General features: G+C 35.5%; 23 protein-coding genes and 2 riboswitches. Of the genes, 12 read left to right on the top strand and 11 right to left on the bottom strand.

Features of this window, described 5'->3' with window-relative positions; genetic code table 11:
* Positions 1-67: 67 nt before the first annotated feature.
* Positions 68-167, bottom strand: a riboswitch (SAM riboswitch).
* Between the two features lie 121 nt (positions 168-288).
* The 3 genes from D1606_RS00295 to D1606_RS00285 all read right to left on the bottom strand — a co-directional run bounded on the left by D1606_RS00295 (position 289) and on the right by D1606_RS00285 (position 3,107).
* Positions 289-624 carry a YolD-like family protein gene (locus D1606_RS00295; RefSeq protein WP_119414016.1) on the bottom strand — a complete coding sequence of 112 codons (336 nt, stop codon included), beginning with the start codon at positions 622-624 and terminating at the stop codon, positions 289-291.
* A gap of 39 nt (positions 625-663) precedes the next feature.
* Positions 664-1,920 (bottom strand): Y-family DNA polymerase, encoded by a 1,257-nt coding sequence (locus D1606_RS00290; RefSeq protein WP_119414015.1) that lies wholly within the window; start codon positions 1,918-1,920, stop codon positions 664-666.
* Between the two features lie 398 nt (positions 1,921-2,318).
* Complete coding sequence (locus tag D1606_RS00285; protein WP_119414014.1) at positions 2,319-3,107, bottom strand: carbon-nitrogen family hydrolase; 789 nt, start codon at positions 3,105-3,107, stop codon at positions 2,319-2,321.
* A gap of 160 nt (positions 3,108-3,267) precedes the next feature.
* Between D1606_RS00285 and D1606_RS00280 the strand changes: the two genes are divergently transcribed.
* The 4 genes from D1606_RS00280 (at position 3,268) to D1606_RS00265 (ending at position 7,360) form a co-directional block, all read left to right on the top strand.
* Positions 3,268-4,443, top strand: a complete 1,176-nt coding sequence (locus D1606_RS00280) for a pyridoxal phosphate-dependent aminotransferase (RefSeq protein ID WP_119414013.1) — start codon at positions 3,268-3,270, stop codon at positions 4,441-4,443.
* A gap of 139 nt (positions 4,444-4,582) precedes the next feature.
* Positions 4,583-4,692, top strand: a riboswitch (SAM riboswitch).
* 90 nt (positions 4,693-4,782) lie between these two features.
* The gene (locus D1606_RS00275) at positions 4,783-5,607 is read left to right on the top strand and encodes a MetQ/NlpA family ABC transporter substrate-binding protein (protein WP_119414012.1); all 825 of its coding nucleotides are present in this window, start codon (positions 4,783-4,785) and stop codon (positions 5,605-5,607) included.
* A gap of 62 nt (positions 5,608-5,669) precedes the next feature.
* Entirely contained in the window at positions 5,670-6,689 is a 1,020-nt protein-coding gene (locus tag D1606_RS00270; protein ID WP_119414011.1) for a methionine ABC transporter ATP-binding protein, read from the top strand.
* Complete coding sequence (locus D1606_RS00265) at positions 6,689-7,360, top strand: methionine ABC transporter permease (RefSeq protein WP_119414010.1); 672 nt, start codon at positions 6,689-6,691, stop codon at positions 7,358-7,360. The genes D1606_RS00270 and D1606_RS00265 overlap by 1 nt, the downstream gene beginning before the upstream one ends.
* A 205-nt stretch (positions 7,361-7,565) precedes the next feature.
* On the opposite strand, the gene D1606_RS00260 is transcribed toward D1606_RS00265, so the two are convergent.
* From D1606_RS00260 to D1606_RS00250, 3 genes are all read right to left on the bottom strand, one after another.
* Entirely contained in the window at positions 7,566-8,765 is a 1,200-nt protein-coding gene (locus D1606_RS00260) for a glycine C-acetyltransferase (RefSeq protein WP_199670621.1), read from the bottom strand.
* Between the two features lie 221 nt (positions 8,766-8,986).
* Positions 8,987-9,694, bottom strand: a complete 708-nt coding sequence (locus D1606_RS00255) for a response regulator (RefSeq protein WP_119414008.1) — start codon at positions 9,692-9,694, stop codon at positions 8,987-8,989.
* The gene (locus D1606_RS00250; protein WP_158582295.1) at positions 9,684-12,341 is read right to left on the bottom strand and encodes a sensor histidine kinase; all 2,658 of its coding nucleotides are present in this window, start codon (positions 12,339-12,341) and stop codon (positions 9,684-9,686) included. Before D1606_RS00250 ends, D1606_RS00255 begins: the two co-directional genes overlap by 11 nt.
* A gap of 271 nt (positions 12,342-12,612) precedes the next feature.
* Between D1606_RS00250 and kdpF the strand changes: the two genes are divergently transcribed.
* The 4 genes from kdpF to kdpC are packed head-to-tail and all read left to right on the top strand — an operon-like array spanning position 12,613 to position 17,093.
* Complete coding sequence (gene kdpF, locus D1606_RS19260) at positions 12,613-12,690, top strand: K(+)-transporting ATPase subunit F (protein WP_119414062.1); 78 nt, start codon at positions 12,613-12,615, stop codon at positions 12,688-12,690.
* 15 nt (positions 12,691-12,705) lie between these two features.
* Positions 12,706-14,409 carry a potassium-transporting ATPase subunit KdpA gene (gene kdpA, locus D1606_RS00240; RefSeq protein WP_119414006.1) on the top strand — a complete coding sequence of 568 codons (1,704 nt, stop codon included), beginning with the start codon at positions 12,706-12,708 and terminating at the stop codon, positions 14,407-14,409.
* Between the two features lie 14 nt (positions 14,410-14,423).
* Positions 14,424-16,469: a potassium-transporting ATPase subunit KdpB gene (kdpB, locus tag D1606_RS00235; RefSeq protein WP_119414005.1), complete on the top strand. Its 2,046-nt coding sequence runs from the start codon at positions 14,424-14,426 to the stop codon at positions 16,467-16,469.
* 15 nt (positions 16,470-16,484) lie between these two features.
* Positions 16,485-17,093 carry a potassium-transporting ATPase subunit KdpC gene (gene kdpC, locus D1606_RS00230; protein ID WP_119414004.1) on the top strand — a complete coding sequence of 203 codons (609 nt, stop codon included), beginning with the start codon at positions 16,485-16,487 and terminating at the stop codon, positions 17,091-17,093.
* Positions 17,094-17,565: 472 nt separating this feature from the next.
* Here the strand turns inward: kdpC and D1606_RS00225 are convergent, their stop codons facing one another.
* The 5 genes from D1606_RS00225 to D1606_RS00205 all read right to left on the bottom strand — a co-directional run bounded on the left by D1606_RS00225 (position 17,566) and on the right by D1606_RS00205 (position 22,559).
* A complete protein-coding gene (locus D1606_RS00225) occupies positions 17,566-18,195 on the bottom strand; it encodes a YczE/YyaS/YitT family protein (protein ID WP_119414003.1) in 630 nt (209 codons plus the stop codon).
* 105 nt (positions 18,196-18,300) lie between these two features.
* Positions 18,301-18,783 carry a Cys-tRNA(Pro) deacylase gene (gene ybaK, locus D1606_RS00220; RefSeq protein WP_119414002.1) on the bottom strand — a complete coding sequence of 161 codons (483 nt, stop codon included), beginning with the start codon at positions 18,781-18,783 and terminating at the stop codon, positions 18,301-18,303.
* 15 nt (positions 18,784-18,798) lie between these two features.
* Positions 18,799-19,425 carry a hypothetical protein gene (locus tag D1606_RS00215; protein ID WP_119414001.1) on the bottom strand — a complete coding sequence of 209 codons (627 nt, stop codon included), beginning with the start codon at positions 19,423-19,425 and terminating at the stop codon, positions 18,799-18,801.
* 134 nt (positions 19,426-19,559) lie between these two features.
* Positions 19,560-21,734, bottom strand: coding sequence for a DNA topoisomerase III (locus tag D1606_RS00210; RefSeq protein WP_119414000.1), 2,175 nt, complete (start codon positions 21,732-21,734; stop codon positions 19,560-19,562).
* Between the two features lie 261 nt (positions 21,735-21,995).
* Positions 21,996-22,559, bottom strand: a complete 564-nt coding sequence (locus tag D1606_RS00205; RefSeq protein WP_119413999.1) for an NADPH-dependent FMN reductase — start codon at positions 22,557-22,559, stop codon at positions 21,996-21,998.
* Positions 22,560-22,794: 235 nt separating this feature from the next.
* Here D1606_RS00205 and D1606_RS00200 point away from each other — a divergent pair, with 235 nt between their 5' ends.
* The 4 genes from D1606_RS00200 to spx all read left to right on the top strand — a co-directional run bounded on the left by D1606_RS00200 (position 22,795) and on the right by spx (position 26,729).
* Positions 22,795-23,871 carry a CMP-N-acetylneuraminic acid synthetase gene (locus tag D1606_RS00200; RefSeq protein ID WP_119413998.1) on the top strand — a complete coding sequence of 359 codons (1,077 nt, stop codon included), beginning with the start codon at positions 22,795-22,797 and terminating at the stop codon, positions 23,869-23,871.
* Between the two features lie 47 nt (positions 23,872-23,918).
* Positions 23,919-24,110 carry an SE1832 family protein gene (locus D1606_RS00195; RefSeq protein WP_119413997.1) on the top strand — a complete coding sequence of 64 codons (192 nt, stop codon included), beginning with the start codon at positions 23,919-23,921 and terminating at the stop codon, positions 24,108-24,110.
* 334 nt (positions 24,111-24,444) lie between these two features.
* Positions 24,445-26,007 (top strand): ribosomal protection-like ABC-F family protein, encoded by a 1,563-nt coding sequence (abc-f, locus tag D1606_RS00190; protein ID WP_119413996.1) that lies wholly within the window; start codon positions 24,445-24,447, stop codon positions 26,005-26,007.
* A gap of 317 nt (positions 26,008-26,324) precedes the next feature.
* Positions 26,325-26,729, top strand: coding sequence for a transcriptional regulator Spx (spx, locus tag D1606_RS00185; RefSeq protein ID WP_119413995.1), 405 nt, complete (start codon positions 26,325-26,327; stop codon positions 26,727-26,729).
* Positions 26,730-26,738 lie beyond the last annotated feature (9 nt).

The raw sequence follows: 26,738 nt of genomic DNA, 5'->3' as shown, positions 1-26,738 counted from the left end.
AACTATGTATTCCTACTAAAAAAAGATACATCCTTCTACTGAAAGATGTATCTTCTAATCAGATGTCGATTTATCTTTCAGAAATAAATTCTGTAGGAATTAGCACCTTCCCAAACGGGGGTTGCTGGACTTCACAGGGCCTATCCCTCAGTCACTCTTGATAAATTCCATTTGTTAAGTTGTAAGTTTATGTTAACCATATTATTTCTTTTTATATTATTTGTCAATCTATTTTTAGAAAAAATAAATTATTTAAAAATATTTTTATATTGGCTTATTTTATGTCTATTATTCAAATACCTTAACATTGAGGATAAATTCTACCGGAACCCATTTATCTTTATATTGGGTATCATTGTGTAGGCATAGCTTTTTTTCTTCGCTAATTAGTTTGGTGATGATTCCTCTATAGTGAACACTAGTTTGTTGGTGCCAAACGTCTAATAATACTTCTTTTTTGCCGTAATATGCTTGCAAAAGTTCTTCCTCTAAGGCTTGTAGGGTCCATTCATCAAAGGTCGGCTTTGTGATTTGCTGATCTTCTTGTTGCCAGGTTCTTAGTCTTTGTACATGTTCTGGCAACATCATAGCAGTCCATTTTATGTTACCTCGATCACGTAACATTTGTAATACCACTCCTTAGTATTGGAATCAGTTTTAGATTTAAATTTTATGCCCACCGAGTAATTTAGAACGATCGATAGCTGTTCCTGCATTTGTATATGATACGGCACGTAATAGAGCCGTAGAACCATAGTGGGTACGAAGGTGATCCATTGTGGTCCCAAGTTGTCGCCGTTTCCAACGTGTTTTATCAAAAAAACTAAGTTGCATAGAATGTTCTGATTCTAACTTTGAAATACTGACACTGATTTGTCGTACAGGGCGCTCGTTGTATTGTTCGTTCAATATCTGTTGGCAAATTTGATAAATAATCATCGTATCGTTTGTTGCTTCATCTATCGTACGTGAACGCTGGAAACCTCCTCCAAAAGCGTTTTTGCTATAAGAAATCCCAAGCGTAATCGTACGTCCTACTTTATAAGCTTCACGCGCTCTTCTTGCCACATCTTCACACATTTCTAGAAGTACGGCGAGCACTTCCGTTTTAGTGTTGTAATCCCGCATCAATATTTGGCTTTTACCATAACTAATTTGACCTTCTATCAATGGCGCTTCGCCAACTTTTGATAGATCAATTCCCCAAGCGTGATAGTAGAGTTGATTGCCCATAATACCAAAATGCCTTTCTAATGTTGTTAAATCAGCGTGCGCTAAATCCCCAACAGAAAAAATCCCCATATTATTAAGGGTTCGCTCGATTCGATGGCCAATTCCCCACATTTTAGATAATGGTGCAACAGGCCATAGCTTTTTTTCTACATCTTCAAAGTCCCACTTCGCAAACCCTGTTTTTTTTGCATCTAAATCAAGTGCAAGTTTTGCTAATAACATATTAGGACCCATCCCAACTGTGCTAGGAATTTCAAATTGGTTATAGAGTTCATATTGGATTTGGTGTGCTGTTTCTACAGGATCTCCCCACAGTTTTTCAGTGCCAGTCAGATCCACAAAACTTTCGTCAATGCTGTATACATGGATGGCCTCCTTCGGCACATAGCTGTTCAATAACTTGGTGATTTCGACTGACATGCGTACAAAGTATTCCATCTTAGGTTCAAACAAATGAATATCTGGATGCTTCGGTATCTCATATAGTCTCGTTCCAGTTTTCACTTGAAAACGTTGTTTCATTATTGGAGAAGCAGCCAGTACAATACTTCCTTTTTGTTCGAAATTCCCTATAACTGCAATTGCCTCTTTTTCAACGTCTAAATGAGCTAAAGTAGCCATACAACTAGCATAAAAACATCTCATATCTATACACATAATGGATCTTCTCGGCATATTTTCATACATTTCAGCACACCTCACAAAAGGAACGTTTGTTCTTATTTTAAAATGAGATAAGTGAGATGGCAAGTAAGAATTCGCACTTACCAATAAACAACAATATTTTTGTTGGTATTATCCTTTTCAGGAAGTCCGTTTAAAGATCGTGCTATTTAATCCACGGAATTTCTTGTTCAATCCACGCCTTTCTGTCTTCAATCCACGCAAATGCATGTTTAATCCACGCTTTCTCGTCTTCAATCCACGCAATTTTGAATTGTATCCACGTTCCGTGAAATTGATGTCATTAATTAAAAAAGGCTTTCATAATGCGTCCATTTAGTTCTCATGCTTTAATCCGTAAAAAAATATATGAAAATCCCCAAACTAAAACCCACTCTGCTCAGCAAAATGGGTTTAAGTCGTTATTTCAAAATATCTTTATACAATTCTGGGCGTCTATCATCATATACAGGAATCTTCTTACGTACCTCATCAACTTTTGAAAAGTCTACATCGACTATGGCTAACTCTTCATCTTCGCTCCCTGTCCATAAAACTTCACCCCACGGTTCAATCACCATCGATTGACCATTAAAGTTTTCTTTTTTATGGCTGATGCGATTTACCGCAATGATAAAACTTTGGTTTTCAATGGCACGAGCCTGCAACAAAGTTTTCCAATGATCAATTCTTGCAGTTGGCCATTGTGCCGATACAAATATAACTTTTGCGCCATTTAACGCATGAAGACGAAGCCATTCTGGGAAGCGAATATCATAACAAATCACTCCAGCACCTTGTAAGTCTCCTAATTCAAAATTATTTTGCCCCTCACCAGCAGATAGATATAAATGTTCATCCATCAAGCGAAACAAATGCGCTTTATCATACTCTCCAACTAATTCGCCATCACTATCTACTGTGAACATTGTATTGAAGAATCCTTCTCCTTTTTTCGTTGCTACTGAACCACCTACAATATGGATGTGGAGCTCTGAAGCTAATGCTTGGAGGAATTTCTTTGTCCTTTCACCATTCACATCAGCTAACTCACCTAGTTTTTCTAATGCATAGCCCGTATTCCACATTTCTGGCAAAATAACGAGTTCAGCTCCTTTACTAGCTGCTTCTCTTATAAATTCTTCTGCTCTTGTAAAATTTTTTTCAACGTCGCCAAAAGCTACGTTTAATTGGATACATCCGATCTTCATTTTTGCACCACCTATGGACATTTTTTGAAAAAGGTTATAGTATTTTCACTAAATCGTTTTTTAATTCTGAAAATTCATCTTTATACTATTCTATCTATATCAGATTGAAATGTATAGTCATGAACTTAACACAATCTTAATGTATTGGAGGAATACATATATGGAGTTATCCACAAAACTACAAAATTTACCGAAACAATTTTTCGCAAATCTCGTAAAGCAAGTAAGCGCGGCCATTGCAGAAGGCAGGGATGTGATCAACTTAGGACAAGGAAACCCTGATCAACCTACACCTGCACATATTGTCAAAGCAATGCAAGAGGCAACTGCCGATCCACAGATGCACAAATATTCACCCTTTCGTGGTTTACCTGAACTAAGAGAAGCCATCACTACATTTTATAAGCGTGAATACGATGTAGATATTGACCCTGCTACAGAAGTATCGGTTCTTTTTGGTGCGAAAGCAGGTCTTGTTGAACTACCTTTAGCAATTTTAAACCCAGGTGATACGATGCTATTACCAGACCCTGGATATCCCGATTATTTATCAGGTGTTACATTAGCTGATGTTCGATTTGAAACAATGCCACTATTGGCTGAAAATGATTTTCTTCCAAATTATCAAAAGCTTTCTGAGGATGTTAAGAAACAAGCAAAATTGATGTATTTGAACTACCCAAATAATCCTACAGGCGGCGTTGCTACAAAGGAATTCTACGAAGAAACTGTCAAACTAGCAAAAGAAAATGATATTACCGTATTGCAGGATTTCGCCTATGGAGCAATTGGCTTTGATGGTAAAAGACCAATTAGTTTTCTTCAAACTGAAGGTGCTAAAGACGTTGGTATTGAATGCTATACATTATCCAAAACGTATAATATGGCAGGCTGGCGCGTCGGTTTTGCCGTTGGTAATGCACAAATCGTCGAAGCATTGAACCTTATACAAGATCACCTCTTTGTTAGCCTATTCCCGGCAATACAACTTGCAGCAGTTGAAGCATTAACTGGTGATCAATCTTGTGTGACAGAACAAGTGACGATTTACGAAAACAGACGAAATACATTAATCAAAGCTTGCAAAGAAGCTGGTTGGTCTGTAACAGCACCAAAGGGATCCTTCTTTGCATGGCTTCCTGTTCCAAAAGGATTTACAAGTCAGGAATTTGCCGATTTGCTTTTAGAAAAAGCAGATGTGGCAGTGGCTGCGGGTAACGGCTTTGGAGAATATGGCGAAGGTTATATACGCGTAGGATTATTAGTAGATGAAAAGCAAATAATTGAAGCTGTTAAAAGAATTAAAAAATTTAATTTTTTTAAAGAAACTGTTTAAGTTAGAAAATAAATGCATTTTCGATTAAAAGCCATTAAAAATCCATACTATTCTAGGTGGAATTATATAAAATGATATTGACTATACTGAATTTTTACTGTAAATTGAATTATCATAAAGTTTCAAATTAAATAAAAACCTCTTATCAAGAGTAGCTGAGGGACTGGCCCTATGAAGCTCGGCAACCTTCCCACCCGTGGAAAGGTGCTAAATCCTGCAAGACGTACAAAACGTTTTGATAGATAAGAGAGGTGAACTCTAAAAGATGAAGCCCCTCTTACTATTAAAAGAAGAGGGGCTTTTTTATTAAACTCTTATGAACAAAAAGGAGGAAATCAAATGAAAAAATTTAGTTTCGCATTTATTTTATTATTACTTGTAGCCGTTGTTAGTGCGTGTGGCAATGGTGAAAAAACTGAGGACGGTAAAGCTGCTGCATTAAATACCAAGAAATTAGTAATAGGTGTTACAGCAGGACCTCATGAAGAAATCGCAGAAAAAGTAGCTGAAGTTGCAAAAAAAGAAGGATTAGATATCAAATTAAAAGTATTCTCAGATTATGTATTACCTAACACAGCATTACATGAAGGTAGCTTAGATGCAAACAGCTTCCAACACGTTCCGTTCTTAAAACAATATAACAAAGATAAAGGTGACAATCTTGTAGCTGTTGGTAAAACCATTTTAACTCCAATGGGTATCTACTCTAAAAAATATAAAAACTTCGATGATATTCCAAATGGTTCAAAAATTGCTATTCCAAACGATCCGACAAACGGCTCTCGAGCACTAGAAATTTTAGAAAAAGAAGGATATATCACTTTAAAAGACACTGGGGATGACCTTCCAACAGTCTATGATGTTGATCAAAACAAAAAGAATCTTAAATTTATCGAATTAGAAGCTGCACAAATTCCAAAACAATTATCTGAAGTTGCAGCAGCAGCAATTAATACAAACTTTGCTTTAGAAGCTAAACTTAGCCCTAAAAAGGACTCTATCTTACTTGAAGGTACAGATTCACCTTATACAAACGAAATTGTTGTACGTAAAGAAAACAAAAACGATCCAACTATTAAAAAATTCGTGAAAGCTTATCAATCTGATGAAGTAAAAAAATTCATAGAAAAGAAATATGAAGGTTCTATAATCCCATCTTGGTAGAACATAGTTAACATGGATTGCCATCACATCGGTGGCAATCTCTTTTAAAAAGGAGTGATATGATGATTAAACTAGAACATGTTACAAAGAAATTTGAAGTTAACAAGAAAACAATAACTGCTGTTAATGATGTCAATATTGATGTTAAAAAAGGTGAAATTCATGGGGTAATTGGTTATAGTGGTGCCGGAAAAAGTACATTAATCCGCTGTGTAAATTTACTTGAAAAACCAACAGAAGGAGATATATACATAAACAATCAAAAAATTACCGACCTCTCTCCTAACAATCTTCGGACAGTTCGTACAAAAATCGGTATGATTTTCCAAGGTTTTAATCTATTAAAAACAGCTACTGTTTACGACAATATTGCACTCCCCCTCAAACTATTAGGTTTTGATAAAAAAGAAGTAAAAAAACGCGTTGAAAAATATTTGAAAATTGTCAATTTGGAAGATAAGGCAAATAACTATCCAGCTCAATTATCTGGTGGTCAAAAACAGCGTGTTGCTATCGCTAGAGCACTATCTCAGGAGCCGGAAGTTTTACTAAGTGATGAGGCGACAAGTGCTCTTGATCCAGAAACAACAGAATCCATTCTTGACCTACTACTTAAAATTAATAAAGAATTTGGCATCACTATTCTACTAATCACTCATGAAATGAACGTTATTCAAAAAGTTTGCGATTATGTATATGTATTAGAAAGTGGTCAAATTGTTGAACAAGGCTCTACGATTGACTTATTCACGAGTCCACAACAGCCTACAACGAAAAAATTTCTAAGCACCATTTCACAACGTAACCTATCCAATTCACTAATTGAACAACTCAATGTAACAGGGAGCGTTACTCGCCTTACATTTGTTGGAGAAAGTACAGGTAAACCTGCATTGGCTGAAGTGAGTAAATTATTTAATGTAACTCCTAATATTTTAACAGCCAATATTATTGAGCTAAAAAATGGTGTTGTCGGCAATATTGTCATCCATTTAAATGGAAATTCGCAAGATGTGAACAAAGCACTTCAATATTTAGAAGAACAAGGTGTTCATACTGAACAATTAAGAGGTGAAAACTAATGAATCGTTATGAAAGATTTGTAGATCAATGGCTGCCTATCATTTGGAAAGCAGTTTTAGAAACCTTCCAGATGGTCGGAATTTCTTTACTATTTGCTGTTGTCATTGGTATTGCATTAGGTATTCTAGTCGTTCTAACTAGACCTGGTCAAGCTTTAGCAAATAAATTTGTATATCAAATTATTAACTTAATCATTAATATTGTTCGTTCTGTCCCATTCATCATATTATTGTTCTTTATCTTACCTTTTACAAAGGCAATTGTTGATACAACAATCGGTGTTCGCGGAGCAATTGTTCCACTCGTTGTTTATACAGCTCCTTATATAGCACGTTTAATAGAATCTGCTTTGTTAGAAGTAGATGCCGGTGTAGTAGAAGCCTATACAGCAATGGGTGTCAAAACTCGAAAAATTATCTGGAATGTTATTTTACGTGAAGCAAGACCGTCCATTATATTAGGTCTTACGATTGCAACTGTTAGCTTAATTGGTGCAACAGCAATGGCTGGTATGGTCGGTGCTGGTGGACTTGGTGACCTCGCTTACCGTTTTGGATACTTACGTTATGAAGTAGATGTTATGTATGCAACAGTTTTCTTACTAATTGTGATTGTTCAAATCATTCAATCTTTTGGCAACCGCTTAGCAGCTAAATTGAAAAAAGATTAGAATGATTTTGTAAGCTATCCTATTAAAACCTCTAAAATTTCCAAGTAAAGCATGAGAAATCAAAAAAGGCTGTCCTATAAGTAGTAACTTACGGGCAGCCCTTTCTTTTTATAACAAATATCCGCTATGAAGTATTACTCCCTGCGGTGGACGAATTAAGAATCCACCATCCTCATAGCAAAGTATGATTATCAAGAAATTTGAATTATTTAATAACCCCTAATTCTTTCCCTACTTTTTCATAAATAGCTAATGCATCATCCAACATTTCCTTTGTATGAGCTGCAGTTGGCATATTACGAACACGGCCAGTACCTTTTGGAACAGTCGGAAAGACAATGGCTTTTGCATAGACGCCTTCTTCAATTAGACGAGATGAGAATTGTTGAGTTAGTTTTTCATCTCCAATAATACATGGAGTGATTGGCGTTTCAGAGTGGCCAATATTAAAACCTAATTTCTTCAGACCTGCTTTTAAATAATCACCGTTTTCCCAAAGCTTGTCACATAGTTCTGTTGAATCGATTAACATTTGAACAGCACGAGTAATCGCCGCTACATCGCCTGGCGGTAGAGCTGTTGAGAACAAGAATGGACGTGAACGAACTTTTAACCAATCGATTAAGTTTTTCTTCCCTGCTACATAGCCACCAACAACACCAATTGCTTTTGATAGTGTACCAATTTGGAAGTCAATTTCATTTTGTAAACCAAAATGTTTAACAGTACCTTTTCCCTTCCCTGTTACTCCAGTACCGTGAGCATCATCAACATATGTAATAAGGTCAAATTCCTTTGCAATTTCTACGATTTCAGGAAGTTTGGCAATATCACCATCCATTGAGAAAACACCATCAGTAATGACCATGACTTTATTGTAAAGACCAGATTCAGTGGCCTCTTTTGCTTTTTTATGAAGATCTTCCATATCAGAATGGTTAAAAGCAATAATTTTTGCTTTAGAAAGACGACAACCATCAATAATAGAAGCATGATTTAACTGGTCAGATAAAATCGCATCATTCTTATCCATAACAGCTGAAATAGCAGCCATATTACAGTTGAAGCCGGATTGATATGAAATAGCAGCCTCTGTTCCTTTAAACTCTGCTAATTTTTCTTCTAATTTCACATGTAGATCGAGTGTACCGTTAATCGTACGGACAGCACCAGCACCAACGCCATATTTGTCAATTGTTTGTTTAGCAATTTCTTTTAGTTCAGGATTTGTTGCTAAGCCCAGATAGTTATTTGAAGATAGGTTGATCAGTTTCTTACCACGTACTTGAATAATCGGACCATTAGCACCTTCAACAGGATCAATGTGGTTGTATAAACCTTGGTCACGAAGTTCTTGCAAGTTGTCATTAACGAATTTGTTGAGCACGTTAGACAAGGTCATCATCCCTTTCATACATTATAACGATATTGTAGCATATCAAACTTTCATTTTGTACTCCTGAAAAGAACCATTATAAAGAAATCTTTTGTATTCCTTTACAAAAAGGCACTCAATGTACTTTTCAAAAATACAGTTGTATTTTTGAAAATAAACCCCATCCGAATTTCATGCTAGTTTTCTAGTAAAAAAAGCCAATCTCCTTTTTAAAGAGATTAACTTTACCCTCATTTACGTTTCTCCCAATGAATCATGCGATAGCCTATTCGAATATGGGTTTGAATAAATCTTGGTTGATTTACATCTTTCTCAATTTTTTTTCGAAGTGTAGCCATGAAGACACGCAAATTTGGTACGTCAGTATCGAGCGCATCTCCCCAAACTTGCTTTAGTAAATAGTTATGAGTAAGTACTTTGCCGAGATTTTTACTTAGCGTTTCTAATAGCTTATATTCGTTTGGAGTGAGATGAATTTCCTCGTTATTAACATACACAGTATTGGATAAATAATCTATTGAGAGTGGTCCATTCGTAAATACAGATTGTTCTTTTTCTATATCGATATTAGCAACTGAGCGTCTTAGCGCAACACGAACACGAGCAAGCAATTCATCAACACTAAAAGGTTTTTCGACATAATCATCTGCTCCCATATCAAGCGCTTTAATTTTCTCAGTTTCTTCGCCACGAGCACTGACGACAATAATTGGCGTTTTTGACCAAGTACGGACTTTTAAAATAACGTTGATACCATCCATATCCGGTAAACCGAGGTCTAAAATGATGACATCTGGATGCATTGAAACAACTTCCTTTAATGCATCCATGCCCTTTGTAACAAGTTTATAATCGTAGTCGTGAAGTTCTATTGTCATTTTAATAAGATTTCCGATGGCAATATCATCTTCAACAATTAGTATTTTTTTATGATTCATTCACTACACCTCCTTTTTTTAAATAAAAGCTAAAAATAGCTCCATGAGGCATATTATCTCGAACATTTAATTCACTTTCATGCAATTTTAAAATGGTTTGACAAAGAGATAAGCCAATACCTAGCCCGCGCTTTGCATCACTTTGTTCCATATGACTCTTTTTAAATGCTTGAAACAGTTCTTTCTTTTGTTCATCAGCAATACCGTTGCCTGTATCTCGAACTTCAATAAAAACATTATCCCCTTTTTCAAAAGCGTAAATTGCAACACTACTTTGGTGAGGAGTATAGGTCACCGCATTATCAAGTAAGTTAATAAGTACTTGCCCAATTAATCGTGTGTCCATATATGCCAAAAGAAACTCAGATTCAATATGTGCTTGAATTAGTCGGGTACTATTTTTTGAAAGTTGATGAATTGCATCATTAATAACATCTTCAACCAATTCCTCTTGAATTTGAAGAGGAAAGTACCCATTACTTAACTTTGATACAGCAAGTAAATTTTCTACCAGTTGTACAAGTCGATTGGAATTGTAATAAATATCTTCATACAGTGTTTGGCGCTGATTTATAGACATTTTGTAATCATCCGTTTTCAAAATATCTGCATGTCCCAAAATACTTGTAAGTGGTGTTCGCAAATCATGTGAAATAGAGCGCAACAAATTGGATTGAATTTCTTCTAATTCCTTTTCACGGCGTACATTCTCATTAATACGCAGTAGTTGCCATTTATCAATTGCGAGTGAAAATTCATTTAAAATCGCATGTAATATTTGACGTTCAAAAGTAGGCAACTGACCTTTTTTATGAAGTGAAATGCCAATTACACCTGTAACTGTATTATTTGAAAGAAAAGGAACGTAATAACCGTAAGCTTCTTTAAAGACATCTGTTGCCATACCTGCAACACGTTCGTTATTTATAACCCATTGTACAATGGCAAGTTCATTTTTATTGTTGAATTCATTCTCCTGTTCCTTATTCTGCGCTGAAGAAAGAAAAGGTGATTTATAAAATGTATGCTTTATATCCCGTTTATCCTTAATAATGTAATAGCATACAGGGCGCTCAGTTAATTTAACAATTTCCGAGGAACCCACTTCAATTAATTGTTCAAAAGATGAGGCAGATTGAAGCTTACGATTCGTTTCTAGTAGTGTTTCCATACGATAGGATTTTTGAATGGCCTGTCGTTCTTGCATTTTTACTTTTTTCGTTAAGCTACTTGTAATGATACCCGAAACAAACATGATAATAAAAGTCATTGGGTAATCCTGATTGTACGCTTCAAACGAAAAGATTGGTTTCGTGAATAGGAAGTTAAAGATCAATACTGCAACAAGTGAACTAATAATGTTCATTACCCAGCTAGTCGTCCAGATAGCTACTATCAATACACCTAAGATATAAATTGTAATAATATTTGCTTCACTAATCCCGAGGGATTTAAAGAACATCCCAACAATCGACGCGATGCTAAAGATAAGAATCATCTTAAGTAAGTCAAAAGGTTGTAGTTTGAAATCTGTTTTAAAATCCATCGTTTTCTTTGGTGTATTTTCTTGATCTGGGACAATGTAGATTGATAAATTCGGTAAAAGCTCATTTAACTTATCAGTGATTTTCGTTCGTCCCCAATAATTTGCTTTCGTTATCGTTCTGCCAATAACAAGCTTTGTTACGCCACTTAATTGAGCATAATTAGCAATTGCTGTAGCGATGCTGTCTTCTTGAACTGTAACCACATTGCCACCCAACTGATCAGCTAATTTCAAATGTCGCTTTAGTCGTTCTTCATTTGCTTGTGTCATCGTTTGGTTGGTATCTCGCTCTACATAAAGCGCGGTAAATTTACCATGTAATGCTTGCGCAAGTCTAGCAGCAGTTCGAATTACTTTTGCATTCGTAGGAGAGCTACTAATCCCTACTAATATATGTTCTAGCACGTTATTTTGCATAGCATTTTCATATGAGTTGTTCGTTTTATTATGAATTGTATCAGCAATTCTTCTCAGAGCAATTTCTCTTAATGCTATAAGGTTGTTAATTTGAAAGAAATGATTTAAAGCTTTCTCTACATACGTTTTTTTATAAATCTTGCCATCTTTTAATCTTTCAATTAACTCATCAGGTTCAATATCGACGAGTTTAATCTGTGATGCCTGGTCGATAATTACATCTGGTATACGCTCACGAACTTTAATATGCGTAATTTCTTCAACAAGGTCATGTAGACTTTCAATATGCTGAATGTTTAGAGTGGTATACACATTAATCCCCTGATTCAGTAATTCCTCTACATCCCCATAGCGCTTGGTATGCCTAAGATTGGGTGTATTCGTATGAGCCAATTCATCGATTAAAACAATATCTGGTGCACGCCGAATAATACCATCTAAATTCAATTCCATAAATTGTTTTCCTTTATATGAAATAGCTTTTGTTGGTACTACTTCAAAACCTTCAATAAGTTCCATCGTTTCTTTACGAGGATGTGGCTCTATATAACCGATGACGACATCTGTTCCAAGTTTGAGTTGCTCTTTTGCTTCTTTTAACATGGTATAAGTCTTTCCAACACCTGCTGCATACCCCAAAAATATCTTTAACTGACCACGCTTATGATTTGAATACTGAGTCACTTCAACATCGCCTCCCCTTGCCTTCATTATAATTACTTTCCACACAAAAAGGACGCGCTTCTTAACATCTTAATGCCATCTTAATATCTAATCTAAAATCCAAACACTATATTAATTTCTTTTCATCTATAGTAAAACCAATCACAAGCAAGAAAGGATGTGCAAAATGTTGGAACTATACATGATTTTCATATTAATAATAAGCTTTATGAGTCTTTTTGCTTTAACGACATGGTGCTACAAAGAAGTTGAAAAGTAGAGGTGAAATCAAATGTGGATCTTATTAATGATCATGATTATTTTAATTGGATATCTCGTACACGCTTTACTAAATCCAGAAAAGTACTAAAGGAGGTCCTTTACCATGTGGCAAATTACGATTGTTTTACTTATCTATTTACCACTCGTCCTTATCGCAGGACGCTACTTATATAAAGTCACGATGAAGGAAAAGATGTGGGGCGATGGTTTCTTTAATCGAGTGGAGAGCATTATTTATAAACTGAGCGCAATTAAGCAAGAGGAGATGACAGGGAAACAATATATTTTCTCTTTACTATTTTCAAATGCAGTAATGATTGCTATTGGATATTTCATTTTACGTATCCAATCTTCTCTTTTCTTAAATCCCAATGATATTGGAAATATGGAAACGACATTATCATTTAATACGATTATTTCCTTTATGACGAATACGAATCTACAGCATTATAGTGGCGAATCAGGTTTAAGCTATTTATCTCAAATGCTTGTAATTATCTTCATGATGTTCACGTCTGCAGCATCAGGCTATGCCGTATGTATGGCTTTTTGCCGAAGACTAATTGCTAAAACAGATGTACTTGGGAATTTCTATGTTGACTTTGTACGTGTTATTACCCGTATTTTATTGCCTTTATCTTTTGTGGTTTCTCTATTTCTAGTATCGCAAGGTGTCCCTCAAACGTTTAAAGAGAATATTACTTTAACTACGATTGAGCATAAACAACAAGACATTGCGTTTGGGCCCATTGCAGCAATGGAATCAATTAAACACTTAGGAACAAATGGAGGTGGTTTTAATGGGGCGAACTCATCCACACCATTTGAAAATCCAACTGTGCTATCCAATATAGTAGAAATACTTTCGATGATGTTACTGCCTGGTGCTTGTGTAGTTGCACTTGGTTTAATGATTACGTATCGGAAAAACCGTAATCACAAAGCTTTGATTGGTAAGCAAGGTACCTCTATTTTCATAGCAATGAGTGTGATTTTTCTTATTGGAATTGCTGTTGTATATGCGAGTGAAAGTGCAGGAAATCCAGAAATCCATGCAATTGGCATTGACGATAGTACCGGTAATATGGAAGGAAAAGAAACCCGCTTCGGCATCGCCCAATCTTCATTATTTACTGCTGCAACGACTGCATTTACAACAGGAACTGTAAATAATATGCATGACACATTAACACCCCTTGGAGGTTTAGTACCATTATTCAATATGATGCTAAATGTCGTATTCGGCGGTAAAGGTGTCGGCTTGATGAATATGATGATGTACGTTCTTCTTACAATCTTCATTGCGTGTTTAATGATTGGTCGAACACCACAGTTTTTAGGGAAGAAAATTGAAGCAAAAGAAATGAAACTCATTGCACTTTGTATTTTAATTCACCCTACTATTATTCTTGGCTTCTCAGCATTAGCAGTCACCACAGCAGGCGGAGTTGCAGGGATTACAAATCCAGGTGCTCATGGCTTATCACAAGTACTTTATGAATTTGCATCATCTTCGGCGAATAATGGTTCAGGATTTGAGGGGTTGGCAGATAACTCAACATTCTGGAATGTGACAACCGGTTTGGCTATGTTTTTTGGCCGCTATACATCCATTGTGTTACAAATCGCTATTGCTTCGTTACTAGCGAAAAAACTCGTGCACAATGAATCAATCGGTACATTAAATACAACCAATGCGACATTTACAGTATTCTTAGTCGCAATTGTCCTCGTTGTTGGTGCATTAACATTCTTACCTTCGATTGCACTTGGACCAATTACGGAATTTTTACAGCTTAACTCATGAAAAGGAGTGAGAACATGGGAGCAAAAAAGAATGGCCTCTTAACAAAGGAGATTGTAGCCACTTCATTCGTAAGTGCTTTTAAAAAATTTAATCCAATATATATGTTAAAAAACCCTGTTATGTTTGTCGTTGAAATTGGATTTTTCCTCGTTGTACTGTTATCAATCTTTCCTTCTCTATTTCACGCAGGAGAAGAAGATCTTCGTTTATATAATGGCATTGTTGCGGTTGTGTTATTTTTAACGATTTTGTTTGCAAATTTTGCAGAATCAATAGCACAAGGTAGAGGAAGGGCGCAAGTTGCAACTTTGAAGAAAACCAAATCTTCTACATCGGCAAGAGTGATTATTGATGACCATGAAGTAATGAAACAAGCGAGTGAGCTTAGACATGGTGATATTGTTATAGTTCGTGCCGGTGAAACGATTCCAAATGACGGTGAAGTAATTGATGGAATTGCAACTGTAGATGAATCCGCTATTACAGGTGAATCTGCGCCAGTCGTGAAGGAAAGAGGTGGTGATTTCTCATCTGTTACAGGCGGTACGATTGTCACAAGTGATGAATTAACCATTAAGATCACTTCACTTCCAGGGGAGTCCTTTTTAGATAAAATGATTTCTTTAATTGAAGGAGCAAATCGTAAAAAAACTCCTAATGAAATTGCATTAAGTACATTGCTCGTAAGTTTAACCATTATCTTCTTATTAGTGGTGATGACGCTTTATCCAATGCTGCAATATTTAAACATCGACATTTCAGTTGCAACTTTAATCGCATTAACAGTTTGTCTTATTCCAACAACAATTGGAGGTTTACTATCTGCAATTGGTATCGCAGGAATGGACCGAGTAACACAATTCAATGTGATTGCGATGAATGGGAAAGCAGTAGAAGCATGTGGTGATGTAGATACATTAATTTTGGATAAAACAGGAACAATTACTCACGGAAATCGTATGGCAACAGCTTTTCTTCCAGTAACGGGCGTTAGTCAAGAAGAACTGACAAAAGCAGCATATTTAAGCTCATTAACGGACGACACCCCTGAAGGAAAATCAATTATTACTTTAGCTAAGGAGCAAAAACTTGCTGTGCAAGATGTTGAACAGATCATTCAATCAAGTGAGCATATTCCGTTTACTGCACAAACACGAATGAGCGGTCTCGATACAGCAGATGGTGTACGGTATCGAAAAGGAGCTTATGACACGATTAAGAAAGAAAGCAAGGCTGTTCCTGGAGATTTAGAAAAGCTTATTCACGTTGTATCAAACGAAGGTGGTACGCCTCTAGTTGTAATGAAAAATGAAGTAATTCTCGGCGTAATTTACTTAAAAGATGTTGTGAAGTCTGGTTTGAAGGAACGCTTCAAACAGCTACGCGAAATGGGTATTAAAACCATTATGTGTACAGGAGATAATCCACTTACAGCCGCTTCAATCGCAAAAGAAGCTGGAGTTGATGGTTTCATTGCAGAAAGTAAACCAGAAGATAAAATCCAAGTAATAAGAGATGAACAAAATCTAGGAAAGGTTGTCGCCATGACAGGTGATGGTACGAATGATGCACCAGCACTTGCTCAAGCAGATGTTGGTATGGCAATGAATTCAGGTACAAATTCTGCCAAAGAAGCAGCAAATATGATTGACCTAGATTCCGATCCAACAAAAATAATTGAAGTCGTTGAAATCGGGAAGCAGCTTTTAATGACTCGAGGAGCACTAACAACATTCAGTATCGCAAATGATATTGCGAAGTATTTTGCGATTATCCCAGCAATTTTATTAGTCGGCATTCCGGAGATGAATCGTTTAAATATTATGCACTTAGAGTCTTCAACAAGTGCTATTCTTTCAGCACTTGTTTTCAACGCCATTATTATTCCCCTACTCATTCCTGTGGCGATGAAAGGTGTGCAATATAAAGCGATGAGTTCATCAAAACTATTAATCAAAAACAGCATAATTTACGGAGTTGGCGGTGCGATTGTACCCTTCATCGGCATTAAAATGATCGATATGATCATTGCACCACTACTCAAAATGATAGGAATTTAGAGAGGAGTCATGACGATGAAAAAAATATTTTCACAAATCAAGGCAGCTTTTTTAACATCTGTTGTGATGATGATTATCTGCGGCCTTATTTATCCATTTGCTGTGACTGGTGTTTCACAACTAGTTTTCCATGATAAAGCAAATGGTAGTCTGATTAAGATAGATGGTAAAGTAGTAGGATCGAAATTAATCGGTCAAACCTTTGAAAATCCAGCTCACTTTATTAGTCGCGTTTCCAGCGTGAATTATAATGTATATGAAAAAAATGATCCAAACTATGCAGGTGTCAGTTCTGGAAACTTTAACTACGCCCCATCTAATCCAGAATTGACGAAAAGAATGAATGACAGTGTAAATGAATTTTTAAAGAACAATCCAACTGTTTCTAAAAAAGATATTCCCGCTGATTTAATCACAAGTTCAGGCTCTGGATTAGATCCACATATTTCAATTCCTTCAGCTAAAATACAGATTGATCGTATTGCAACAGCATCTCATTTATCGAAAGAAGAGGTGCAAAATATTATAAAAGAGGCCACATCCAAAAAGGTATTTGGTGTGTTAGGAGAAGACAAGATGAATGTATTGGAGGCTAATATGTTAATAGATAAAAAGATGAAGTAAGAGAACAAACATTATCTGCATATTTCAAAAAATTTTCAATTTAACATAAAAATATTAAAAAGCAGAAACGAAAAACAAATTATCTTGTTTTTCGTTTCTGCTAATATAATTTGAACTTAATAGCCAGTATTCATTATATAAGATTATTTATATTTCCCTTTTTGCTTTCCCTTATTTGGTTTTTCCCCCTCTAAAATCGCTTCATAAGCGAAATCTACAGGGTTTAATGTCATGTTTTGCTGCATAAAAAGTAATCATCTTCACATTACCTTTTTTAAACATCTTTCTAATATCCAGTGCTTGCGTATCTGTTACATTAGATGGATTTTGTTTATCTGCCTAACTACCTGTATTCCCCATAAAACTTGTTTACCGAAGCCAAGTGGAATGATTGATTACTGATTTCCATGCAATGGTAAGAAGTCTACTCCAACCTCTAATTTCTTTTGAAAAATCAAGGGATTTAATATTATTAATAAAATGCGACTTGTTGTTCACCAATACATTTCTTTAATAGTTTACGACAAATTGTTAAAGAAATTTGTACAATTGGTCCGAGTGCAAATACCATAATAATTGTTCCAATGCCCACTGGTCCTCCAAGAAGGTACCCAGCTACTGCAACAACAATTTCCATAATCGTACGCGCTACTGTAATACTACAATGGAACTTTTCTACAGCTAATAGCATTAAACTATCTCGAGGTCCTGCACCTAAATTAGCAGAAATGTAAATACCTCCTCCTACAGCGATTAAGATCACGCCCAAGGAAAAGTCCATAAATTGCAATGCAATATGATCAACATCTGGTAATAACCAGTTGAAAAAATCAAGGAATAATCCCACAAAAATCATATTAAGAAATGTCCCTATTTTTGGAAGTTGGTGCATACCTATTGAGGAAATTGTGATAATGAGAATACCTGCAATATCCGACCATAAACCAATAGATAAACCAAAGTGATTAAATAATCCAATATGGAGAACATCCCATGAGCCTACACCAAAGCGTTGTCCTTTTACTGTTAATGCAATTCCTAGACCAATCACCATAAGTCCCGTAAAAAAGAATAACCAACGCCATCTATTTGCCTTCTTCATATAAATCCTTCTTTCTTAATAACAAACAAAAAGCCATTTTATGTTTATACATAAATGGCTTTTTGATAAACTAACTTTTCTATTGTATCAAGAATAAGAGGATTTTCAAGTAAGTGATATTAATTTTGCCATAGAAGCTTTTACCAGATTCTCTGGTGTAATACAAATCTGCATACCGATTTTCCCCGCACTTATATACATTTCATCCACCTGTTCAGCAGAAATATCGACAAATGTTGGATATTGCTTCTTCATACCAATTGGTGAACACCCGCCACGAATATAACCTGTGTTCGGAAGTAAATCCTTTACATGAAGCATTTCAATTTTCTTTTCCCCAACAACTTTAGCGGCTTTTTTTAAATTGAGCTCTTCAGCTACAGGTATTACAAAAACATAGAGTTTTCCTTTACCTGCTGTAGCTACAAGTGTTTTGAAGACCTTTTCTACTGGTTGGTTAATCTTTGTTGCAACTGATAAACCGTCTATTTTTCCTTCTTCTACCTCATATTCCGCAAGTAGATAAGGAATCTTTTGTTGATCTAACAGCCGTACTGCGTTTGTTTTTTGTATTTTATGTTTTGCCATGGAACATCACTTCCTCTATACAGCACGGTAAATTGTTGGTTCTGCAAAATGGAATCCTTGTTTAGCCATTTGCATATGGAAAGCGTAATGAGTAATAGCCTTTTTGAAAAGACGTTGTTTGGCTTTTTCTTGTGCATCTTTAGCGCTATCAATTGCAGTTGTACTTTTTGCTTTCTCATGGTCGTTCATTTGGATGACATTAGATAATTCCGTTTTATGAGTAGATTGACTTTGTGTTTTTTGGATTGTTTCAGTAGCAGTGGCAGCCACGTTCAAATCCTGTTCACTTGGATTTTCTGGAGCCAGTGCCGCTTGACGTACATCCTCTAAAATCGCAATGGTTTTGTTATCAGGAGAATCTATGTTCACTTGGCTCATTTCACTATAATCAGTGGAACTTGGCACTTCTTCCTGGTTAACTTGATCCTTTAAATCGCGAATAGCTGCCTGAACTTGAGGTTGATGTTCTTTTTCTTTTTTCCCTGTCAATAAATCCACCAGTTCTTCAAGCGCTGGATTAAATTGAGGTTTAAAATATTGTGCGTTTTTTCGATATGCATCATCTGCTGTTTTCTGGCGTAGTGCTCTCTTACGATTTTCAACTTCAGCATAACGATTACTTACAAGAGAAGTCACATTCATGTCAATCACCTCTTTACTAATATCGATATAGTTATTATTATATTAGCACCAAAAATCGAGATACAAAAATGTCTATTTCCTCAAATCTATTAACAATATTATACAGGTAAATATTACTACATTTAACAGTAAAATTAATCTTTGTCCCCAAACAACTTTTGTAACGCCTCTGCCATTGCATTATTTGCTGGTTCTTCTTGCTTTTTCATATACTTTTGAACATCACGTTTCGATACTTTTGTATTACCTGTTGCCTTTTTTCGTTTTTCAAAAGCTGATAGTTTTTCACGGTGACCACATGAACATACGAAGATACGTCCATCACCTTCACCACGTAATTCTAATTTTTTATGACAAACTGGACAACGGGCATTTGTTAATGTCGATAATTTTTTCTTATATCCGCAAGTACGGTCTTGGCAGACTAACATTTTACCGCGTTTTCCGTTTACTTCGAGTAAAAGTTTTCCACAATCTGGGCAATGCTTGCCAGTAACATTATCATGTTTGAACTTTTTATCACTAGTTTTAATATCTTTTACTGCCTTTTTAGAAAAATTAACCATATTATTAATGAAATCGGATTTTTTTGCAGAACCTTTAGCAATTTTCGTTAATTCTGTTTCCCATTGTGCTGTCAATGCTGGGGATTTCAAATCGGCAGGTGCAAGGTCTAATAGCTGACGACCTTTTGACGTTGTGTATAAGTCTTTTCCTTTTTTCTCAATAACAAATGACTTAAAGAGTTTTTCAATAATATCAGCACGTGTTGCAACTGTTCCGATACCACCTGTTTCATGTAATGTTTTGATCAACTCTTTGGATTCCCCACTCATAAATTGCGTTGGATTTTCCATTGCTGCAAGTAGTGTACCTTCATTGAAACGTGCTGGTGGTTTGGTTTCTCCCTGTGTCATCGCAATGGCACGTAATTTTACATTTTCACCTTTTTTGAATACTGGCAATGTATGACTAGATGATTCTTCATCATCTTGGTGATATACCTTTTTCCATCCTTCATCACGAACCGTGTTGCCTTTTACTTTGAATATTTCGCCACTTACATTCAAAGTAACGGTTGTTTGATCATATTGATAAGGTCCAAAGAATACTGCTAAAAATCGTTTGGCGATAAGATCGTATAATTTTCTTTCTTTGTCAGAAAGGTTAGGCAAAATAGCTGGTTCTTCTGTTGGAATAATGGCATGGTGATCTGAAACCTTGGCGTTATCCACTACGCCTTTTTGTGGTCTTACTTGTTTATTTCTTAACAATGAGTTAGCTGCAGCACGGTTATCCCCAACCGCTGATGCTTTAATACGTTCAGCTAACGTGCCCACCATATCAGATGTTAAATGTTTGGAATCTGTCCGTGGATAAGTAACAATTTTATGGTGTTCATATAAGTTTTGTAATGTGGATAACGTTTCTTTTGCAGACCAACTCCAGCGTTTGTGTGCTTCTTTTTGTAATTCTGTTAAGTCAAAGAGTGTTGGTGCGAACGTTTTTTTCGGCACTGTTTGAACATCTTCTACAATTGCTTCATGAACATGATCGAGTTTTTTTAGTAACTGCTCAATTTTTTCCTTATTAAAGGATTGTGTCTGATTAGTCCCTTTTTCAGACCATGTAAATGTAGCTTCGTTTGTGATAGCTTGAAGTCCATAATAAGTTTTTGGTTTAAAGTTTTTGATCTGTTCTTCACGTTCCGCAATCATAGCAAGTGTAGGTGTTTGTACTCGACCTGTTGATAGTTGTGCATTATACTTCACTGTCAATGCACGAGTTGCGTTAATCCCTACAACCCAGTCTGCTTCTGCACGTGCAACTGCTGCTTCGTATAAATTGTTATATGCTCGTCCGTCTTTTAAATGTGCAAAACCGTCTTTTATCGCTTTATCTGTGACTGAAGATATCCACAGACGTTTAATCGGCTTATGGCATTTCGCTTTTTCTAAAATCCATCGGGCAACAAGTTCCCCTTCTCGTCCTGCATCTGTTGCAATAATAACCTGATTAACATCCTTACGAGCAAGTTGTGTCTTCACTGCATTAAATTGTTTTGTTGTTTGACGAATTGGTACTAGCTTAAATGGATTTGGGATAATCGGTAGATCCTCCATTTTCCATTCTTTATATTTGTTATCGTACTGTTCTGGATCTGCATGTGTCACTAAATGGCCGAGCGCCCAAGTGACTATATATTGGGAACCTTCTAAAAAGCCATTCCCCTTTTTGTTACATCCTAAGACACGTGCAATATCACGTCCCACAGATGGTTTTTCAGCTAAAACTAAAGATTTAGACATAATTCTGCTCCTCTCAATGTCTTCTATTATAACGGAAATAACGTATAGATTAAAAAATGATGCTAGGATTGCGGATTGAAACATGCTACCTAAATGTTGCCTTTTAAAATTTTGAAGAACATCCCCAATACTTCTGTTAATTAAAATTTCTAAGCGTGTCAATAATCTTAATAATTCCACTCATTGCGTATAAAAAGAACTGTATTCGGCAATGATTTTACATCGAATACAGCTCTTTTCATATTTAATCATATTTTAATATTAGTGTTGATCAATCGTTTCTTTCGGTAAGTTCTTGCTTAGTTCGCAATATTTTACGAATACACGCGCCATTTCGCGAAGACGTTCATGAACGTTTTCATCAATAATTTTGTTCTCTTTATCAAAATGTCCAGCATGTGTATACACGTAATTTGGTGTAACTAATGCACGGAAATAATCAAGGATTGGTTTTAATTGATTTTCTACTACCAAATGATGTTGATAAGTACCACCATTTGCGACGATTGAAACTGGTTTGTATCTCAATGCTTTTGGATGAAGAAAATCAAATGTATTCTTTAAAACCCCAGGTATTGACCCTTGGAAAATTGGTGTTGCCAAGATGTATCCATCTGCTTCTTCAATTGTTTTAACTAATTTTTTCATATCGTCATTATATTGGTCAAACGGACGACCATCTACAAATTGATGATCGAAATCAGCTAAATGTAATTGTTCAATTTCTAAATTAGTATCAAATTCTTTTATATATTGTTCAACTTGCTCTAAAATAGCACCGGTTTTTCTACCAATAATGGTGCCATCAAGAAGTAAAATCTTCATATGATGTTTCCTCCAATTCAGAATTCCTAGAGTTATTGTAACAAATGCGGAAGCCTTTCATAAGGTACCATGCTTGAAATAAGCACAAATCAGTCTTTTGACGGAAAAGTAAAATCTCCCTTAAATTTATAGAAACACTATAATTTCTAGAGTTTTATAGATTCGATACGATTTTATACATATTACACCTCTTCATCCCATAAATTGAAAAGAGCAGCGGAAAGGATGGAGATATATGAAATATAAAAACAATGAGGAAACAAATAAAAAGACGGTCTTTGTAGGAGCTGTGACTCCTTGCCATAATCTTTACCCAATTGAAAGAATTATTACACTCTCTGCCATGTTCGACAAGCAACAAACTGAAATACTCGTTAGACATGACGAACACGCTCTAAATTTTTTAAAACAAAAAGGCATTACTCCAATTGTGTATAAAAACGATAAACAATTAATAGCTGAACTTTCTAAGCTTTCACCTGATTTACTTATTCATGATGCCGGTAACACTGAATTGCCTTTAATCGATCACTTGAAAACATTTATCCCTACGATTCTCCATTTTGATGATTTTGGAGAAGGAGGTTCATCAGCAGATTGTGTTTTCCATACGCTGTACCAAGAAAAACGCGAAAAATTATTACCTCATTTTTTAGTCGGCCCTTCTTCCTATGTTGTGCCAAAACAATTGCAAGCAATATCGAAAAATGCAGATAATTTATCAGATAAACCTCATATTGTTGTAGCGATTGAAGGTTCAGACCCAGAAAATACAAGCTATCGTGTTCTACGCCATTTGTTACAACTGCAAATTCCTATACAAGTTTCGGTGATTGTGCAAATGAGTTATGCACATGATGTGGATGAACTAAAACTAATGGCACTTAGCCGAAAGAATATTAAGGTAATACAAAAAGATAACGCCCTCTATGAATTATTAGAAGTGGCGGATATTGTTATTTGTGGAGCAAAATATACACCTTATAAAGTAGCTACAATCGGCATTCCTTGTATCGTTACTTGCCAAGATGAGCTAGATATGCAACATATCTTCCCTACCGAAGCAAACGGTTTTATCAATCTAGGGTTAGGCAAAAAGCTAAAGCAATCCTTGTTGCAGAACGCAGTGATGGAATATCTCCTACATGAAACAAGGTGTGAACATGCTATTCGCAAGCAACTTAATATTGATTTAAATCGTAACAACCAATACATTCAGTCATTATTAAAAAGCTTCATCGCAAGTCCTGCAAAATCAACTGCTTTTTTAGTTGAAGAACAAGCCAAGAAAACTAGTGGTATGATACAATAACAAAAAGATGAACATAATTGATATCTTATCCACAAAGGAGCTTTGTCATGCCAACAAAAGATGAATTACTATATCAAATTGCCGAACTAAAAAGCGACTATATTCGCCAACAAGGTGATATCGAAAAATTAGAATCCACAGGATATCCAGAGCTTATTGAAAAAGCTGAACAGCGCCTTTCTGATATGGAAAAACAACTAGCTGATTTGAACAACCAGTTAAAAGCTTACGAATCCTAAAGCGCCTGCCCACTTAAAGGCGCTTTTACTGTGCTAAAAACTATATAAGAAAATCCTTTAAAGAGTAAAACTTTCATAAGTGGCTGATTTTCGATTTACGAGAACTAGTGCAACGTTATCAATAGCTCTAAGTTGACTTCATTGCCACTTATGATTTTGTTGAACCAATCAGGCTTTTACGAGCAGCTTCACCGACCTATCCTTTTCATTTCTCGCAATTTTGAGGTAGGTTTCTTACTGCTCGATACGCGAGATAAATACTTTTCACCAAATACACCACTAATTACACTACCCATGCGTACTTTATGGCATGGATACGGAGGACCCAAAATCAATGAGTATATTAACAGTTGAAAAATTAGGCCATACTTTTGGCGATCGTACCCTTTTTAAAGATGTATCATTTCGTATTGTAGAAGGAGAACATGTTGGTCTTGTTGGAGCAAATGGTGTTGGTAAATCAACATTAATGCACATTCTAACGGGTGAACTAATTCATGATACTGGTCGCGTTGAATGGCTACCAGGTACACATTATGGTTATTTAGATCAACATGCAGTATTAACACCTGGAAAAACAATACGTGATACATTACGTGATGCTTTCTTGCCTTTATATAAAAAAGAGGAAGAGTTGAACGAAATTACTGCTAAGATGGCAGATGCTACACCTGAGGAATTAGAGAATTTACTTGAAGACATGGCTGTTATTCAAGATGCCTTGGATGCAGGCGATTTCTATACATTAGATATAAAAATTGAGGAAGTTGCACGTGGCCTTGGTTTAGATGCCATTGGTTTAGAGCGTGACGTTACTGCACTTTCAGGTGGACAACGTACAAAACTATTATTAGCAAAACTTCTATTAGAAAAACCAAAAGTTTTACTATTAGACGAACCTACCAACTATTTAGATGAAGAACATATTACTTGGTTAAGCAATTATTTAAAAGGTTATCCACATGCCTTTTTATTAATCTCACATGATACGGAATTTATGAATGGTGTAGTAAATGTTATTTTCCACTTGGAATTTTCAAAACTAACTCGTTACACAGCTACTTACGAAAAATTCCTCGAGCTTGCTGAAATCAATAAACGTCAGCATATCGATGCTTATGAAAAGCAACAAGAGTTTATCAAAAAACAAGAAACGTTTATCGCCAAAAATAAAGCTCGTTTTTCTACTACAGGTCGTGCAAAATCACGTCAAAAACAATTAGATCGTATGGAAAGAATTGACCGTCCTGAAACAGCTGCAAAACCACAATTCTCATTCAAAGAATCTCGTAGTTCTAGTCGCTATGTTGTAGAAGCTGAGAATTTACTAATTGGATATGACAAGGATAAACCACTACTTCCACCACTTACTTTCCAAATTGAACGTGGTGAAAAAATTGCCCTTGTCGGGATGAATGGTATTGGTAAATCTACCTTATTAAAAACCATGTTAGGTAAAATCCCTGCACTTGGTGGTAAAGTCGAACGAGGTGATTTCTTATATCCTTCCTATTTTGAACAAGAGGTAAAGGCTGGATCTATTACACCGATTGATGATGTATGGAATGCTTATCCTGCGTTAGAACAAGCGACCGTTCGTGCATTACTTGCAAAAACTGGATTAAAAAATGATCATATTTCTCGTCCATTGAACCAATTGAGCGGTGGAGAACAAGCAAAAGTTCGTTTATGTAAATTAATGATGGAAGAAAGTAACTGGATGCTATTCGATGAACCGACAAACCATTTAGATATAGACGCAAAAGAAGAACTAAAACGTGCCATGAAAGAATACAAAGGAACCATCGTATTAGTCAGTCACGAACCAGAATTCTACGATGGACTTGTCACAAAAGTTTGGAATGTCGCAGAATGGTTCGCTCAAGGCCATCAATAATTTTCACGTTACTCATTTGGAGATAATAATTTAAGATGCTTTTCTAAAAGTACAATTCAAAAACTAATTTTGAATTGTACTTTTTATATTTACAAATAGTCTTAAAATGCCTAAAAAATATTCATATTCACTAATCTGACTCAAAATATTATCGCATTATATTGATACAGTGATACATTTTTATAAAAAGTGAACATTTCTTGAATTTGCACATTTTTTCGTTAACCATACTCATTTTTTCTTAATTTTTTGTTGACTTATAAATATCTTACTGGTAAGATATAAATATAATATGAATAAAGAAAGTAGGAATCTATATGACAGTTACAATTTATACTCAAACAAGCTGTACTTCATCTAAAAAAGCTTTACAATGGCTACGTGATAACGATATCTCTTATAAAGAGAAACGTATTACTTCCGAACCTTTAACACTTTCTGAATTCAAACGCATTTTAAGTATGACTGAAGATGGTACAGATGAAATCATCTCAAAAAACTCCAAGGATTTTAAAAATTTACATTGTGATGTTGAACAATTATCTATACAAGAACTTTATAATATTGTAAAAGATCATCCAAAAATGCTACGTAGCCCTATTCTTTTAGACGAAAAACGTCTTCAAGTTGGTTATAACGAAATGGATATCCGTCGCTTTATCCCTCGTAGAGTTCGTGCTTATGAATTGTATGAAATGCAACGCTTATCGTATGAAAGTTAATGATACATT

The organism is Rummeliibacillus sp. POC4 (assembly GCF_003576525.1).
GTDB lineage: Bacteria > Bacillota > Bacilli > Bacillales_A > Planococcaceae > Rummeliibacillus.
The sequence above is the reverse complement of the archived record's forward strand: the minus strand, read 5'-3'. Positions and strand labels throughout refer to the sequence as shown.